Below are 16,291 nucleotides of genomic sequence, written 5' to 3'. Positions count from 1 at the left end.
AACTCAATTGCAGCATAGCCACTTTGAATTAGCCACTTTGAATTAGCCACTTTGATTTATACACGCATTGATATCTTTACCTAAGTTAAGCCAACCTGATACAAAATCAGTGGCGTCGCTCATATCTTCTTGCTGTACGGTACTTACCACAGGTCCTAGTTTTGCGAGCGCGCCATCATTATTAGAAGACTGTAAAATCATGCACATTTTCTCATGAGGTTTATTTTGCTTGAGCCAATGGTATTGTCCTGCTTTGGGCGACAAATGATGGTCAGCTGTTAAAGCGCCTATCATCTTGAGGTTCAAAGTGGGCTCTATGTAGCCATAGGCATCGTGATAAGCCCAGTAAGGCTTTTGCTTTATGCCATTGGATTTTACTTTAGCCACTGCGGCATTCATATCACTTGAAAACTTTTGTACATTTTGTAAATAGGTTTCTTTATATTGCGGATTAGCGCGACTATAGATAGCCCCTAATGCGCGTGCAATCGCTTTTGCATTCTCAGGATCTAACCAGATATGGGGATCCATCGTGCCCTCTATTTTTTGACCTTGTACATCACGCAGTGGCAACCGATTAAAAGCGTTTAGCTTAAATAAACTGATGGTATTATTGCTTTTGGACAGTGGTTTAACTAAATTTGATTCAAGCGCTTCACCGAACCACACTACATAGCGACTGTCTTTTACCGTTTTAAATCCAGTAGGACTTAAGCTGCCATGATGCCCTACACTTCCAGCGTTTAACAACAGTTTACCTGAGGGTGCGCCTTGAGTCACCGCTTCACTAATTAGAAATAACGGGTAGTTACTTATCGCAATTTGGGTTTTATTACGTATGTGCTCAGGTACGTCAGCTACTTTGCTAAGGTCCAGTTTTGAGACATGACCATACCCTTTGACCTTTTGACTGTTAAGTTTACTTTGCCCATGATGCTGTTCATATAGATGGTCTGTATGATTATGCTCTTCTGTATGCTCATGGTTTTCTGTATGCTCATGATGAAGCGAGTGTTCATGATGATCTGAGTCTTCAGCTGACTGCGTTGCCGCAATTGCTGGAGCAGTTAGAACGAGCGATAGGCATGACACAGCTAAAGTCGTCCAGAGTATAGATATTTTGTGCGTAATACGTGGCGGATAGGGTGTGTGTTGAGTCGTCGGTATAGTCGTCGATATAGTAATCTGCATAAGGTACTCTACTTTGTTTAAATTAATAATTCAGCGATTTAATTTTCTACCACTTTATAAATGATTTCTAATAACTGGTTTCGCATACTCTGATGATAAACTTGAATTTGATATGTTATACTATAACATTAAAACAGTTAAGTAGTTTTTTCAGAATGTTGTATCTTTAAAAACCAACATCATTCAAATACCGGATTTTCAAAATCCAAATATTTAAACCCTATATTAAGGCCCGTAATGTCTATATTAGATAACCATACTGATGATTGTCACTCAGCTTTACACGGCAAGAGCACTCCGCATGCCCATGATGTTCATGCATTAACCTCCGATGATATTGCACGTCGTATTCAAACCGCAGAACAATTATGTGCTGATGAAGGTGCCAGGTTTACCCCTTTAAGACGTGCTGTGTATCAGTTAATATTAAAATCAGACAAACCTCTGGGCGCCTATGATTTGATCCAAAGTTTGCAAGATAGTAGAGCACAACAAGCCGGCGAAAAAGCGAAGCTGGTCGCACCCCCTACCATCTACCGAACGTTAGAATTTCTATTAGAAATCGGTTTTATTCATCAATTAACCTCAATTAATGCGTATGTACCCTGTTGTCATCCCCGTAATGAACACAATGCGGTGTTTTTAATGTGTAAAGACTGCAAACGCGTTCAAGAGTTCAGTGGTATGCCGGTTCAAAACATAGTAAGTTATGTCAAAGAAGAAGTGGGGTTTAGCGTAGAGCAAAGTATTATGGAACTAAAAGGACTGTGTCAAACCTGCGCAAATGCTGTGTCTGCAACAGAGCTTACTGATCAGCTTGGTGTTGAGAATGTTGATCAGATTGATGGTCATTTTGCTGATCAGAAGGGGACTTAACTGATGTCAACTGCTTCTAAGCCCACCTCCTCAACTTCAGTTGTGTCTAACGCTGCGTCTGACCATCAAGCGTCTATTCACAATCTTGACCCCTTATTAACCCTGTGTGACATAGGATTTGAAGTTGATAGGCAGGGGTCAAAACCATTTAAACCCTCTTCTGCTAATCTTGCCTCTCCAGCATCTGATGGCTCTCAAGCGACTAACGCCTCAGGGGCAAAGAAACTTAGCGGTTGGTTAAAAGGCGCACGCTCGGCTAAATCAGTATCAAAGCCGTTAGCATTAACCCCGCCCACGGTCTTATTAAATAATATTAATCTAGAAATTATTCCACATGAAAAAATAAGCGTCATTGGGCCAAATGGTGCAGGTAAATCGACACTGATGAAGCTAATTTTGGGCCTAATTAAACCAACTTCGGGCCAGCTTAAACGTCATCCTAATCTTAACCTTGGTTATGTACCTCAGAAATTTAACGTGCCCGCTATTTTGCCACTTCGTGTACAAGATCTTTTGCATCAAACAAGCAAAAGACTAAGCACACATGAGCAAAATTTCTTGTATGATCGTTTGTCAATTGAGCCTTTATTAAAAAAACAGGTTATCCATTTGTCAGGGGGAGAGACTCAGCGGGTATTGTTGGCGCGTTCGTTAATGACCAAACCCAATTTATTAATTTTAGATGAACCCATGCAGGGCCTAGATCCTGAAAGTGAGCGATGGTTGTATGAATTTATCGATGATCTGCCACCTTTTTTACATTGTGCCATGGTTGTGGTGTCGCACGATTTACATTGGGTCATGCGAGGCAGTAGACGGGTGATTTGTTTGAACAAGCATATTTGTTGTGAAGGTCAACCCAGCGACTTAGGGGTATCAAATGAGTTCAAAAAGCTGTTTGGTCATCAATACGAACAGCCTTATATTCATAAACCTCATGAATGCCATCATTTAGAGCCCAGTGAGTCTACACATACCTCTTAACTTAGATTCTTAATACAGTTTTTTAGCACAGTTTCTTCATAGTTTATAAACAGAGCTCTTTAACATAGCTTCTTAGGATCAATTGATCATTCATCGTTGCCGGAATTGACCCATTATGCCAACTTTCTTTATACAATGGCTAGAAATCATTGCTCCTGCTTGGATAGCTGGTAGTGTATTGGCACTTTTATCCGCACCGCTTGGGTGTTTGGTACTATGGCGCCGTATGGCATTCTTTGCAGATGCCTTGGCACATGGCACATTATTTGGCGTGGCGCTGGCAGCATTGTTTCAAATGCCCTTCGCTATTGGTATCACCCTTGTGAGTGTATTAGTGGTGATGGGGCTTATTTGGCTTGATGACGAACGTTTGCCAAATGATGCGGTTTTAGCCGTGGTATCAGTTACCATGCTCTGTTTTGGGCTGTTAACCTTGACGCATCTTACCCAAATGCAATCAAATGTTTTGGGTTATTTGTTCGGCAATTTATTAGAAGTGAGCTGGGGCGATTTGCCAGTATTAACGGTTTGTGTCGCTATTGGTCTCGCTTTTTTAATCTATATCTGGCGTGCTCAAGTTCTGTTAGCAACACATCGCGAATTGGCACAAGTTGCTGGAATAAACGCAGCATATCAACGCATATTTTTTATGGGTATATTAGCAGGCTTTTGTGCCTTGGCGCTGCAAGCTGTGGGTAGCTTGCTGATAAGTGGCTTATTAATACTTCCTGCCTTGACCGCTCGCCTATTCGCCCATTCTCCCAAGCAAATGGTCATCATATCGGTTATTTTGGCACAAGTAGCGGTTACTGCTGGTGTATGGGGCAGTGTTCTATTGGACATTCAAACAGGTTTGGCCATTGTTCTAGGACTTGCATTGACTTTTATAACTGCATTTAGCTTGACACGTCTCTCTTAACTCTTTCACCTCTTTTTAGTAACCTATATGACAGCCATTTAGACACCCATTTTGATACCCATAAGGCCATCTTATGAATTCTATCGAGTATCCGCCCACGCAGATAATTACTGACGATGGTATCGTTAATATCTTGCAGCTGACAGATCTTCATCTTTATCTGGACCCTAATACTGAAACATCTGGTATCAATAATCAGCTAAGTTTCGAGGCCTGTTTGACCCAAGCACTGAGTGAGAATAAACGGTGTGACCTTATTCTGCTCACAGGGGATTTGGTAAATGAAGTCCATTTAGAAATATATGACCGCATCTATCACCTATTACATCAAACTGGCATCCCCTTTGCATGGATAGCAGGGAATCATGATGTCACGGACGAAATTGGTTCTAAAGCATCTTTTGATCAGCGCCAATTTATCGCACGTAAGCCTGATGAGCGATTGCTTTCGCAGCACGTAATCATGGCAAATAACTGGAAAATATTATTGATTGATTCAAGCGTGCCCGGACAGGTGTATGGCAATATCGGTACTGACAATATTAAGTGGCTGCACCATAATATTCAAAGCAGTCATCATCCTGTCATAATTGCAATGCATCATCACGTGCTATCAATGAATTCTGCATGGATAGATAATCATATTGCAAAAGATGCAGACGCCTTATGGCGTATGGCAGAAAAGCATTCTAATCTTAAGGCGATTGTGTGCGGGCATGTGCATCAACACCAAGATTATGAACACTTAGGAATAAAGATGTACACCACGCCATCCACATGTTATCAATTCAAACCTAAGGAAGATAAGTTTGCTATTGATGAACAGGCAAAACCCGGTTATCGCTGGATAACATTATGCCGTGAGGGATTGCATGACAGCCATATTCAACGCATCAATCGATAATATAAACGCCATAACATAAATGCTATGCAATTTAATGGTTAGGGGGTGTCCGTATTTGGTTGGTGAGGCTAAAAATGAGATAGACTTTTGCCAATCAAAGTAAATTTTGCAGAGAATATAGATATATTATCTAAAAATAAGCAAAGATTAGCGAGAATATAGCCATTTTGTGGCCATCTATATTAGGAGTACCAATTAGGAACTTGCCCTAATAGTCAAAAAATTAGTTCTGATGGCTAAAGCTGCGGTGTGATACAGGTTATATATAATAATAACCTATAGTCAGTGAATTACTAAACGGTTATGCGTTAACCTCACTAAGTCTACGCGAATAGTAATTGTACTTGGTAACTTTGTAATCATTTCAGGGTTCTTTGACTATAATGAAAATAAATACCGAAGGTTTGCGAGACCCTAGTATTACGATACAGTCAATATATAATTCTCGCATATGTTATAAAACTATGATATAAGGTTCAATGATTTTCAGCACCCTAAAATGAAATGGATAGGATATAGGAAACTGTGATGAGTCAAACTACTACTGACGACCTGCTTTTTAAGCCTTATGAAGCAAAAGCTGATGAAGAATATATGTCAGATGAGCAGCTAGCACACTTTGAATCAATGCTTAAAGCATGGAAGCAACAACTTGTAGGTGATGCTGACCGAACGAAAAGTTACATTCAAGATGAATCTGCCTCTTTATCAGATACGAATGATCGTGCAACTCAAGAAGAAGAGTTTGCCTTAGAGCTGCGTACTCGTGATCGTGAACGCAAGCTTATTCGCAAAATTGATAAGTCGCTGGGAGAGATCAGCAGCGGTGATTATGGGTTTTGTGAAACCTGTGGTGTTGAAATTGGACTTCGCCGCTTAGAAGCACGACCTACAGCTACTCAGTGCATTGATTGTAAAACGTTGTCTGAAATTAAAGAACGTCAAAACTGGGGTCATTCTTAAGATCTACAGCAGTATTTAAATGTTCGTTTTCTTACCTGCTAGTGACGCCCTTTGTTTATGATCATACCTACTTCTGAACGGCCCACATCTTGCCCTATTTATCGGCCAGTTGTGGGCCGTTTCGCCCCCTCCCCTACAGGTGAGCTGCATCTAGGTTCGCTAACCACAGCTATTGCAAGCTATTGTCATATCAAGTCTTTGAATGGTCTATGGTTGTTGCGGATTGAAGATACGGATCATCAGCGCTGCGATCCTAGCTTTAGCCAACAGATATTAATAGATTTGGAGAATTTAGGACTGCACTGGGATGGGGAGATATGGTATCAATCCGAGCGTGAAGATATCTATAATGATATGTTGTTTAATGTCTTAAACAGACGGGTGTATGGCTGTAGCTGTTCTCGTAAACAATTAAGTGGCCATGAGATATATCCTAGATATTGTTTGCCTTTGCGTAATTCACGCACCCCTTTTAATTTATCCACTCCTTCTACAAGCACCTCGTTTTCTAAAAACGCATTATTGCAAAATTCTTCATTGCAAGATTCGTCTTTTCATGACTCTGAAATGGGGCCTGAATTGTCAATAGAGGGGTTGAAAGCGCGTATTCAATTGCCCAATTATATCATTGGGTTTATGGACCATCTTCAAGGCATGCAGTGGTCTAACCCTCAACAGACGTTGGGCGATGTGGTACTGCGCCGAGCAGATAATATTTTCAACTACTTCTTAGCAGCCAGTGTGGACGATGGCATGCAGGGCGTCTCTCATGTGATGCGGGGGCTTGATATCTTACCGCTGACCACAGCTCAAATAAGCATTATGCAGTATTTAGAGTTACCCGCCGTCGAACACTGGTATCACTTGCCGTTAGTAGAAAACGCGCAAGGTCAGAAACTATCTAAACAAAACTTAGCCACACCTATTGATACCTCAAGTACAAAAAAGTGTCAGGCACTTATTCAGCTGTCTCTTCAGTTATTGAAGCAGCCCCCAGTTGAGGTTGATGCGCCAGAGATTATGTTAAGTCAAGCTGTAAAACAGTGGACTAACTCGCCGCTACGCAATGAGCAGTGCTTGGGTCAAATTTAGTTTGATGTTGCACGGGTTTACAGCCAGTTGTTAGCTATCTGTTCTACAGCTACCCTCTATATTCTTGATTGCTCTGTTCTTGATAACCTTATACTCAACTGTTCTACTCTTAATTACTATATTGTAAAGGCCTCTATATTTAATTGACATATAGCTATCAGACCTTAATAGTTTCGGCAGTACTTGCCTGGTATCTGTGGACTCTTCTTATGAATCTTGAGCAATATACCCACCATAACCAAACTGATTACGATAGACGAGCCGCCATAACTAAAAAATGGCATGGTCAACCCTTTGGTCGGCATAATGCCCATATTCATACCCCCATTAATCATGACCTGACCAATAAAGATAACAGCAAACCCATAAGCGGTATAGCTCAGTCGCATTTGTCTATTTTTTAGAGCAATGTAGCTGATGCGCATGGCGCTAATAATAATAAGCGCTTCCAAAACCAATACGGTAAGTACGCCAATCAAACCCAGCTCCTCACCTGTGATTGCCAGTAAGAAGTCCGTATGCGCTTCTGGTAAATGCGCAAGCTTCTGCACACTTTCGCCATACCCTACCCCGGTTACCTCACCGCGACCAAATGCGATCAAACTCCGCGCAAGCTGATAGTCAGAGCCTTGAATGTCATCAAAGGGATCTAAAAAGGAGGTCACTCGGCTCATACGATATTCTTGAAAGATAACCGCAAATGCGCCAGCTACGAGCCCCATAAATAGCAGAAATAAAGACTGACTCCACGGCGCGCCAGCGACAAAAAATATGGCTAAAATCACACCTACAACCATCACTAGTGACCCAAAGTCCGGTTGTTTTAAAAATAAGATAACCAATAAGAATATGAGCGCACCCATACGCAGGATGCCACCAATGCCTCGTCTAACCTCATTACCACGGCGTACCACAAAGTCTGCAGTGAAAATGACCATCACTAATTTAACTAATTCGGCAACCTGAAAGTTAAAAGGCCCAAACTCAAGCCAACGTTTAGAACCATTAATCTCGTCACCGAATATAAGGGTAGCTACCAGTAGCAGTAACATGGTTAGTAGGCCCATACCCAGCCATGTCATATCATAAAACATGCGTAGTGGGATGACTTTATAGGTAAACCACCCAGCGATAATTCCGACCGTAATATAGGTTAATTGCCTATCAAAAAAATGAAGCTGCTTCATGTCGTGCATGTTAGCAAACGGTATAGAGGCAGACGCCACCATGACTAGACTTAATACCAGTAAGCAGCACACACTAGTTAGTAGCACGCTACCTGCTGATGGCAAAGAGAATAGACTGGTGTTAGAAGGGGATTGTTTTAATAGAGCATTTGGAGAATATCTAGTTGCTGAGGTATCTTTAGCCATAGGGTGTCAACTGTACTTAAACTATTATAAATTTACTGATATACGATAAACATATTATTTATAGTGCCAATCTCATTTATACCACTAATCATAACGATTCATACGTTATTATTAGTTCGTATTAACTGGTACGTTTTAATTGATAAGATATATAAACCTCATTCTCAACACATTGCATAGGCTAGCATGGGGTGTATATAAGTTATCTATTATCTTACAAGACATATTAAGCCTTGAGCTGATTAACAAGCTCACAAAAATGCTCACCACGTTTGGTATAGCTTGGATATTGATCAAAACTAGCACAAGCTGGTGATAATACCACGGCAGTAATTTGTGACATACTGCTTTGTATTAAAGCTTGAGCTTTTGTCATCGCTTTATCTAAATTATCACAAAAATGGATATCCACACTATCTAATAGCTTCGCTTCATTCAAATGCGATTCGATAATTTGGGCATCTTCACCGATTAAGACCACTTGGCTCACATATTTATTAATCAGTGGTGAAAGCTCACCAAAGTTTTGGTTTTTGCCTTGTCCGCCTAATATTAACAATAACTTCGTTTTACCTTCATTTTTTGTCGCATAAACCGACCCTAAACCTGATATGGCAGCCATTGTAGAGCCGACATTGGTACCTTTAGAATCATTGTAATAATCTACACCATCAATATTCGCCACAAACTGACAACGATGCGCTAACCCATTAAATGCTTTAAGCGTCTCTAGCATACTGTCCATAGGAAAATTAGCAAGCTCACCAAGTGCTAGAGCAGCTAGAGCATTAACTAAATTATGCTTACCTTTGATGCTAAGCTCATTTGCATTAATTAGCTTGGTTGTGCCCTTCGCCAAATAAAGAGAGCCCTCGCCTTCGGTAATGATGCCATACTTTCCCAAATCTGGCGAATTAGAGCCAACACTTAGGCGCGGTATATTATCTGCAATTAATGGGCGAGACAGGGGGTCATCACGATTCACCACGATCGACTTAGCGCCTTGAAATATACGATGCTTGGCTTGATGGTAACCTAGCATATCGCCATGACGATCTAAATGATCAGGAGACATATTAAGCACAGTGGCTACTTTTGCACCTAAATTAGTGACGGTCTCTAATTGAAAGCTAGATAGCTCTAATACTACCAGCTCCATGTCGTCACCCAGACTATCATCATCCAACATGCTTAAGACTGGCACACCAATATTGCCACCCACGCCCACTTTAATGCCTGCATCTTTAGCCATTTCACCCACTAAAGTCGTCACGGTGCTTTTAGCATTTGATCCCGTAATAGCAATAATAGGTGCATGGCAGGCATCTTTGAACACCTGTATATCACTTACAATAGGAACGCCTGCTTTAAGGGCTTGAGCGACCTCAGGAGTACTAAGCGCTACGCCTGGACTGATAATAATACGTGCAGCCCTATTGAGTAAATCACCATCAATAGCGCCAAATTCACGAATAGTAATGTCTGATTCTAATTGATCAGCGAGCGCCGGTGTCTTATTGCCATCTGTTACCGCTACCGTATAACCACGGCGTGACAAATAATTTGCCGTCGCTAATCCAGACTGCCCAAGCCCAATAACGACTTGTAGACCACTGCCTTTTTGTATAAGTGAATCAGATGCTGACTTCTTTATAGTATTAGCATCAGTTGGTTCATTATCTATCGATGTGTTTGTTGCTCTTATTTTTGATTGAGTCATACTCTGGTCGGTACTCATAGTCTGTCCTTATCTCTGTATTGTGATATGATGCACCCATTTTTGACGCAATAGTTAACATACCTTGCGATATTACGGTAATTCATATTTATTGACATCGTTATATAATGTTAAAATAGCCGATTAGTGGTCGCAGGTTAGCAGCTATATAGAATAGAAATATAAACTTAAAATCTAACTTTATTCTACCATGACCCAGCTACAATGAGCTTAATTTACAAGATCATTCGCGTTAAATACTTTATTAATTTAGATTTATTTAGCCAGTCAAGGACAAAATGTTATATGCATTTTGGGTAATGGACTGGCATTTATTATTAAATCACACTCTATATTGAGCACTTTAATACAGATATGCACATGGCTTAAGTTGCTCTTTATAAGATGATATTTGTAGTACGTTTATACGTTATAAGCATATTTTTTATTAAATCAGCATTTAAACCTAGGGGCTGTATAGAATTGATTCATGGAACTGGCAGAGCAATGCTTTGCTCGAGAACCGTTCTCAAGGATAATGCTAAAATTGCCCCAAACGTTGTTGTAAACCTAGTTAAATTCCAATACGCTTCGGGCATTATCAGCGGTTTACGCCTAGTTTGGAACACAGCTTGGATTAATTTTAGCTATCAGCAGTCCTAATTAATCAATTCTATACAGCCCCTAGTATGTTCAGCACCCTATTTTATAACCTGACCTAAAAGCAGTCGACTCAAATACTATGATAGTACCTTCTTTAAATACGATTCAAGACGAATGGTTTTCTAATATACGCGGTGATGTATTATCTGGCCTAGTGGTAGCACTTGCTCTCATTCCAGAAGCCATCGCGTTTTCAATTATAGCTGGTGTTGATCCAAAGGTGGGGCTATATGCCTCTTTTTGTATCGCTGTGGTGATTAGCTTTGTCGGCGGTCGTCCTGGTATGATTTCTGCAGCCACCGGCGCTATGGCACTGGTTATGGTAACTTTGGTGGCAGAACATGGATTACAATATCTATTAGCAGCTACCTTATTGTGCGGGGTCATCCAGTTCATTATGGGGGTGTTTAAGCTTGGCAATCTGATGCGGTTTGTATCGCGTTCAGTAGTCATAGGCTTCGTCAATGCATTGGCTATTCTAATTTTTGCAGCTCAGCTCCCTGAATTAAACCCAGCGGTTGATCGTGTGGGATTGCCTGTCTATATTATGACTGCGGCAGGTCTGGCAATTATCTATGGTTTTCCGCTTATTCCTAAGATTGGTAAAATCATTCCCTCACCTCTAATCTGTATTGTAGGCTTGACGGCAGTTGCGCTGTATACGGGCCTAGATATCCGTAATGTGGGCGATATGGGTGAGCTACCTGACACGCTGCCGATGTTCTTATTACCAGATATTCCCCTGACATTAGAGACGTTACTCATTATCGCACCCTACTCAATTGCGCTTGCCGTGGTTGGTCTACTTGAGTCGATGATGACAGCCACTATTGTGGATGATTTGACGGACACGCCCAGTGATAAAAACCGCGAGTGCCGTGGTCAAGGTATCGCTAACGTAGTATCAGGATTCTTTGGCGGAATGGCCGGCTGTGCCATGATTGGCCAGTCTGTTATTAATGTTAAGTCTGGTGGACGTACCCGTCTTTCTACCTTTATTGCAGGTGTGGTGTTATTAATTATGGTGGTATTCTTGAGTGACTGGGTGAGCCAAATTCCAATGGCGGCTCTGGTTGCAGTCATGATCATGGTATCAATTGGTACGTTCAATTGGGAATCCCTGCGCGAATTTAAGACGCATCCCATGTCATTTAACGTCGTCATGCTTGCCACAGTACTTACTACAGTGTTTACACATAACTTAGCTTATGGTGTATTGGTGGGTGTGTTACTTTCTGCGTTATTCTTTGCCAATAAGATTGGTCAATTCTTAAGTATCGTTAGCGAATATGATGAAAGTACGCATACCCGTTATTACTATGTACATGGTCAAGTTTTCTTTAGCTCGACCACGCAGTTCTTAGATAGCTTTGATACTAAAGAAGCCTTAGATAAAGTCGTTATTGACGTCAGTCATGCCCATTTTTGGGATGTTACGGCTGTCGATACTTTAGATAAACTGGTGATACGCTTCCAGCGCGAAGGTATCGATGTTAAAGTTGTGGGATTGAATAATGCTAGTCGCACGATTATCGATAAATTCTCAGTACATGACCGCCGTGACATTGGTTTACTTGACTAGTTTCATATATCAACTAGCATATAACTACTTTTGAACAACAGTATTTACATAACAACAGTACGTCTGCATAGAGGCGATGAGTAGCATTGTTACAAATTTATTTAATATCCTATTCAGGTATTGCCTGAGTGGGATTTTTAGTTTACGTTAAACATAATTATACCGATATGAGTATGTCATATGAGTAATTTAAAACCCAATAGTGTTATTGCCTGTCTTGATTGTCCAGATCATGTGCAAGCGGTATTAAACGCCAGTATGTGGGCAGCTAGAATATTACAACAGCCTATTGGGCTACTACATGCGGCGCCTAGTGTGCACCATAAGTCAGCTATAGACTACTCTGGTTGCCTGATGGCTGATAATGGTCAACAGTTACTAAATAAAATTACGATAGAAGAACGTGATGCTAATGGTAAATTGCGCGATCAAGGCCGTTTGCTACTCGAACAAGCCACCGCTTACTGCCAGCAGCATCAAGGCCGCTATGAGCATATAATATATACACTACATCGTCATGCCTCAATTGCACAAAGCCTTGACTATGTTGACGAATCGGCGCAACTAGTTGTTATCGGTCATCATGTTACTTGCAAAGATACCTTATCACAATTAATTCGAGCCAGTCGTTGCCCTGCCCTAGTCACCCACGAGACTTTTACCTCGCCAAAATCAGCATTATTCGCCTTTGATAACAGCCCTACCTGTCTTGCTTTACTAAAATGGCTGTCTGATAGCGCGCTTGTACGCAATCTTTTCATACATGTGGTGATGGTAGCAAACGATAACGAACGAAATAAAGATGCCATACGTGAAGCTTATGCGCGTTTAAAGCAGGCAGGAATTAAATGTAAAAAAGACCTAATCCAAGGTCATGACATTACCGCTACTTTACTTCATTATCAGCAGCAGCATGAACTAGATATGCTAATAACGGGCGCATTTGGTGAATCAAGATTACATGAGTTTTTACATGGTAGTGAAACTAGAAAGCTATTAAAAGCCAGTCAAACCCCTTATTTACTGTATCCGAAGATGTAGTCAACATGAGTAAGATAGATTGATAAAGTGTCGTTATCAATTAAACAAGATTGTAGTCATATTGGTGAGCTTATTATTAAACTCACCTTTTTTTATAACTTTTATCTTAGTGTTCACAAATTGCTAACTAACCGCTAACTCTACAAGCGTAAACTTGTTTATAATAATTTGGTTATTGTTTAATATGGTGCACGCTATTTTGGTGCACTATTATTTAATACGCACTGTCTTGATGCATTTTTTAGCCCTAAAAGTGTCCTCCCCCTTCATTTTTGGTTGGCATAATTCTTGAATCAATGACATCAAAGCAGATAATTCAATTATTGTATTAACAAGCAGTTTGTTATAACAAATCAAACTCAAACAATATCAAAATCATTTACGAGGAATACCTATGAAATTGATTACAGCTGTACTAAAGCCATTTAAATTAGATGATGTGCGTGAAGCCTTATCTGAAATTGGCGTAAAAGGCGTTACTGTCACAGAAGTTAAGGGTTTTGGACGTCAAAAAGGCCATACCGAATTGTACCGCGGCGCAGAATACGTTGTGGACTTTTTACCAAAGGTAAAAGTAGAAGTTGCGTTAACCGATGAGATGGTTGAGCCTGCTATCGAAGCCATTACTCGCATCGCAAGCACGGGCAAAATTGGTGATGGTAAAATCTTTATCTCCCCACTCGAGCAAGTCATTCGCATCCGTACCGGTGAAACAGGTCCTGACGCTATTTAAGCTAAAACTAATTAGCGTCACTATCTAAGCCTTAAATCTAAAGTATTTGGTACACACTAAATAAAAGATGTCTAGGTATAAAGATAAAATGCGCTATTTTGAATGTATTCCAAGGGGGAATTAACGTGGAAGAGAATTTAAACTATATTTTTCAATTGCAGTATGCTTTAGACACTTTTTATTTTTTAATATGTGGTGCATTGGTCATGTGGATGGCAGCGGGTTTTGCCATGTTAGAAGCGGGTTTAGTCCGTTCTAAAAACACCACAGAAATTCTAACTAAAAACGTTGGCTTATTTGCCATTGCTTGTACCATGTATATGGTATGTGGCTACCAGTTTATGTATGGCGGTGGTTATTTCTTAGACGGTATAATGGGTGGTGAAAGCGTTGTAGCTGATGCTTTAGCTTCTTCAGCAGAGGAAGGCTTTGACGGCGGCTCAGTTTATTCTGCTGCTTCGGACTTCTTCTTCCAAGTGGTCTTCGTAGCGACCTGTATGTCTATCGTTTCTGGTGCAGTTGCAGAACGTATGAAGCTTTGGGTATTCTTTGCATTTGCAGTCGTCATGACTGGTTTCATATATCCTATGGAAGGTGCATGGACATGGGGTAGTAAACCTGTATTTGGGCTTTTCTCATTAGCTGACTATAATTTCAAAGACTTTGCTGGTTCAGGCATTGTACATTTAGCCGGTGCAGCAGCAGCTTTAGCAGGTGTTATACTATTAGGTGCTCGTAAAGGTAAGTATGGCAAAAATGGAGAGGTTCGCGCTATTCCTGGCGCTAACTTACCCTTAGCAGCCTTAGGTACCTTTATCCTTTGGTTAGGTTGGTTTGGCTTTAACGGTGGTTCAGTACTAAAGTTAAGCGATATTGCAAACTCTAACTTAGTAGCGATTGTATTCATGAATACCAATGCCGCTGCCGCTGGTGGTGCTATTGGTGCCTTAATCATTGCTCGCATCATCTTCGGAAAAGCTGATTTAACCATGCTACTTAACGGTGCATTAGCAGGTTTGGTTGCAATCACTGCGAGTCCTGATACGCCAACACCGCTATTAGCAACTGTGTTTGGTATGGTTGCTGGTGTAATCGTTGTTCTATCTATCCTAGCGTTAGATAAGATGAAAATTGATGATCCCGTTGGTGCTATTTCAGTACATGGTGTGGTTGGCTTCTTTGGATTGATGATTGTTCCAATTACAGCAACTGGTGACAATAGCCCTTCTTTTCTTGGACAGTTTTTTGGAGCAGCGACAATCTTTATCTGGGTATTTGTAGCAAGCTTAGTAGTATGGGGCATTCTAAAAGCTGTGATTGGTTTACGTATTACTGAAGAAGAAGAGTACGAAGGTGCTGATCTTTCAGAGTGTGGTCAAGAAGCTTATCCTGAGTTTGTTAACTAAGCTAAGTTTATTAACTAAGCCTAAGTTTGTTAACTAAGTCTGACATAATTAACAGACCAATCTAACAAATAAAAGGAGCCAATATGGGCTCCTTTTTTTATCGTTATTTCTTTGTAAATATTTTAAGTCTTATGCATTAACCCACTGCACGATACGCCCTTCTAATTCATCTTCACTAACTGACAGCTCACTCACACAGCGCCCTGCTACCCCTACTCCTGCTTCACGCATACCTTGCTGCGTAACTACCGCATTTTTGGTCAATAAAAGATGCCACTTCGGTAAATCAAGTCCCAAATATAAGCGTTTGTAAGCGCAATTTTCAGGAAGCCACATCATATCTTTGAGTTTGTCATAGGTTAATGACACACATTCAGGAACATAATGATGCCGTTTAAGGTAGTTAGAACAATAGCCTGTGTCGCAGTCTAGAAGTTTACAGGCGACGTCGGTATACTCTACCAAATAGGGGGCATTGGGATCATCCAAAAATTTCTCTAAACAACAGCCGCCACAACCATCACATAAGGCCTCCCACTCCGCTAAACTCAGTTCATTAAGTGGGTGTTTTTCCCAAAAATTTTCTCTTAACACCGATTTGGATTCTTGTGGCGGGTTAGATTCATCGCTATTGCTCAATCTATCTCCTTTTTAATTTTTTAATATATGAAATCGCTATCATTGTATTGCTTAATGGGGGACAGACCAATTGATTCAACACCAACTATAAATCTTTTTATGATGACATAGCGTAAAACTTGTTCACATTTCTTCAATCGAATCTATAAATAGTCTTTGTTATGTTAAGAGGTGAAATAAATAATAAAGCTAATAATAATATTAACTC

At 40.6% G+C, this 16,291-nt stretch carries 14 protein-coding genes; 10 read left to right on the top strand and 4 right to left on the bottom strand.

Features of this window, described 5'->3' with window-relative positions; all coding sequences use genetic code 11:
- Positions 1–42: 42 nt before the first annotated feature.
- The gene (locus tag AC2SLP_RS10200; RefSeq protein ID WP_486536563.1) at positions 43–1,191 is read right to left on the bottom strand and encodes a metal ABC transporter solute-binding protein, Zn/Mn family; all 1,149 of its coding nucleotides are present in this window, start codon (positions 1,189–1,191) and stop codon (positions 43–45) included.
- A 237-nt stretch (positions 1,192–1,428) separates the two neighbouring features.
- On the opposite strand from AC2SLP_RS10200, the gene AC2SLP_RS10195 reads away from it, so the two are divergent.
- The 6 genes from AC2SLP_RS10195 to gluQRS all read left to right on the top strand — a co-directional run bounded on the left by AC2SLP_RS10195 (position 1,429) and on the right by gluQRS (position 6,929).
- Entirely contained in the window at positions 1,429–2,067 is a 639-nt protein-coding gene (locus AC2SLP_RS10195; protein ID WP_486536562.1) for a Fur family transcriptional regulator, read from the top strand.
- A 3-nt stretch (positions 2,068–2,070) separates the two neighbouring features.
- Positions 2,071–3,051, top strand: coding sequence for a metal ABC transporter ATP-binding protein (locus AC2SLP_RS10190; RefSeq protein ID WP_486536561.1), 981 nt, complete (start codon positions 2,071–2,073; stop codon positions 3,049–3,051).
- Between the two features lie 115 nt (positions 3,052–3,166).
- Positions 3,167–3,970 carry a metal ABC transporter permease gene (locus AC2SLP_RS10185; protein ID WP_486536560.1) on the top strand — a complete coding sequence of 268 codons (804 nt, stop codon included), beginning with the start codon at positions 3,167–3,169 and terminating at the stop codon, positions 3,968–3,970.
- A 73-nt stretch (positions 3,971–4,043) separates the two neighbouring features.
- Positions 4,044–4,874, top strand: a complete 831-nt coding sequence (locus AC2SLP_RS10180; protein WP_486536559.1) for a metallophosphoesterase — start codon at positions 4,044–4,046, stop codon at positions 4,872–4,874.
- A 528-nt stretch (positions 4,875–5,402) separates the two neighbouring features.
- Positions 5,403–5,837: an RNA polymerase-binding protein DksA gene (gene dksA, locus AC2SLP_RS10175; protein WP_486536558.1), complete on the top strand. Its 435-nt coding sequence runs from the start codon at positions 5,403–5,405 to the stop codon at positions 5,835–5,837.
- Between the two features lie 57 nt (positions 5,838–5,894).
- A complete protein-coding gene (gluQRS, locus tag AC2SLP_RS10170; RefSeq protein ID WP_486536557.1) occupies positions 5,895–6,929 on the top strand; it encodes a tRNA glutamyl-Q(34) synthetase GluQRS in 1,035 nt (344 codons plus the stop codon).
- 164 nt (positions 6,930–7,093) lie between these two features.
- On the opposite strand, the gene ftsW is transcribed toward gluQRS, so the two are convergent.
- Both ftsW and murD read right to left on the bottom strand, forming a co-directional pair.
- Positions 7,094–8,302, bottom strand: a complete 1,209-nt coding sequence (gene ftsW, locus AC2SLP_RS10165; protein ID WP_486536556.1) for a putative lipid II flippase FtsW — start codon at positions 8,300–8,302, stop codon at positions 7,094–7,096.
- A 226-nt stretch (positions 8,303–8,528) separates the two neighbouring features.
- Positions 8,529–10,040, bottom strand: a complete 1,512-nt coding sequence (gene murD / locus AC2SLP_RS10160; RefSeq protein WP_486536555.1) for a UDP-N-acetylmuramoyl-L-alanine--D-glutamate ligase — start codon at positions 10,038–10,040, stop codon at positions 8,529–8,531.
- A gap of 721 nt (positions 10,041–10,761) precedes the next feature.
- Here murD and AC2SLP_RS10155 point away from each other — a divergent pair.
- The 4 genes from AC2SLP_RS10155 (at position 10,762) to AC2SLP_RS10140 (ending at position 15,444) form a co-directional block, all read left to right on the top strand.
- Positions 10,762–12,264 carry a SulP family inorganic anion transporter gene (locus AC2SLP_RS10155; RefSeq protein WP_486536554.1) on the top strand — a complete coding sequence of 501 codons (1,503 nt, stop codon included), beginning with the start codon at positions 10,762–10,764 and terminating at the stop codon, positions 12,262–12,264.
- Between the two features lie 180 nt (positions 12,265–12,444).
- Positions 12,445–13,305, top strand: a complete 861-nt coding sequence (locus AC2SLP_RS10150) for a universal stress protein (protein ID WP_486536553.1) — start codon at positions 12,445–12,447, stop codon at positions 13,303–13,305.
- Between the two features lie 394 nt (positions 13,306–13,699).
- Positions 13,700–14,038: a P-II family nitrogen regulator gene (locus AC2SLP_RS10145; protein WP_486536552.1), complete on the top strand. Its 339-nt coding sequence runs from the start codon at positions 13,700–13,702 to the stop codon at positions 14,036–14,038.
- A 125-nt stretch (positions 14,039–14,163) separates the two neighbouring features.
- A complete protein-coding gene (locus tag AC2SLP_RS10140; RefSeq protein WP_486536551.1) occupies positions 14,164–15,444 on the top strand; it encodes an ammonium transporter in 1,281 nt (426 codons plus the stop codon).
- A gap of 129 nt (positions 15,445–15,573) precedes the next feature.
- On the opposite strand, the gene AC2SLP_RS10135 is transcribed toward AC2SLP_RS10140, so the two are convergent.
- Positions 15,574–16,083 (bottom strand): YcgN family cysteine cluster protein, encoded by a 510-nt coding sequence (locus tag AC2SLP_RS10135; protein ID WP_486536550.1) that lies wholly within the window; start codon positions 16,081–16,083, stop codon positions 15,574–15,576.
- Between the last annotated feature and the right edge of the window lie 208 nt (positions 16,084–16,291).

The organism is Psychrobacter sp. CX21, from assembly GCF_057396255.1.
The sequence above is the reverse complement of the archived record's forward strand: the minus strand, read 5'-3'. Positions and strand labels throughout refer to the sequence as shown.

Excerpts from the sequence above, each read along its gene's own strand:
- AC2SLP_RS10200 (WP_486536563.1), bottom strand. The coding sequence starts at position 1,191 with ATGCAGATTACTATATCGACGACTATACCGACGACTCAACACACACCC.
- AC2SLP_RS10195 (WP_486536562.1), top strand. The coding sequence starts at position 1,429 with ATGTCTATATTAGATAACCATACTGATGATTGTCACTCAGCTTTACAC.
- AC2SLP_RS10190 (WP_486536561.1), top strand. The coding sequence starts at position 2,071 with ATGTCAACTGCTTCTAAGCCCACCTCCTCAACTTCAGTTGTGTCTAAC.
- AC2SLP_RS10185 (WP_486536560.1), top strand. The coding sequence starts at position 3,167 with ATGCCAACTTTCTTTATACAATGGCTAGAAATCATTGCTCCTGCTTGG.
- AC2SLP_RS10180 (WP_486536559.1), top strand. The coding sequence starts at position 4,044 with ATGAATTCTATCGAGTATCCGCCCACGCAGATAATTACTGACGATGGT.
- dksA (WP_486536558.1), top strand. The coding sequence starts at position 5,403 with ATGAGTCAAACTACTACTGACGACCTGCTTTTTAAGCCTTATGAAGCA.
- gluQRS (WP_486536557.1), top strand. The coding sequence starts at position 5,895 with ATGATCATACCTACTTCTGAACGGCCCACATCTTGCCCTATTTATCGG.
- ftsW (WP_486536556.1), bottom strand. The coding sequence starts at position 8,302 with ATGGCTAAAGATACCTCAGCAACTAGATATTCTCCAAATGCTCTATTA.
- murD (WP_486536555.1), bottom strand. The coding sequence starts at position 10,040 with ATGAGTACCGACCAGAGTATGACTCAATCAAAAATAAGAGCAACAAAC.
- AC2SLP_RS10155 (WP_486536554.1), top strand. The coding sequence starts at position 10,762 with ATGATAGTACCTTCTTTAAATACGATTCAAGACGAATGGTTTTCTAAT.
- AC2SLP_RS10150 (WP_486536553.1), top strand. The coding sequence starts at position 12,445 with ATGAGTAATTTAAAACCCAATAGTGTTATTGCCTGTCTTGATTGTCCA.
- AC2SLP_RS10145 (WP_486536552.1), top strand. The coding sequence starts at position 13,700 with ATGAAATTGATTACAGCTGTACTAAAGCCATTTAAATTAGATGATGTG.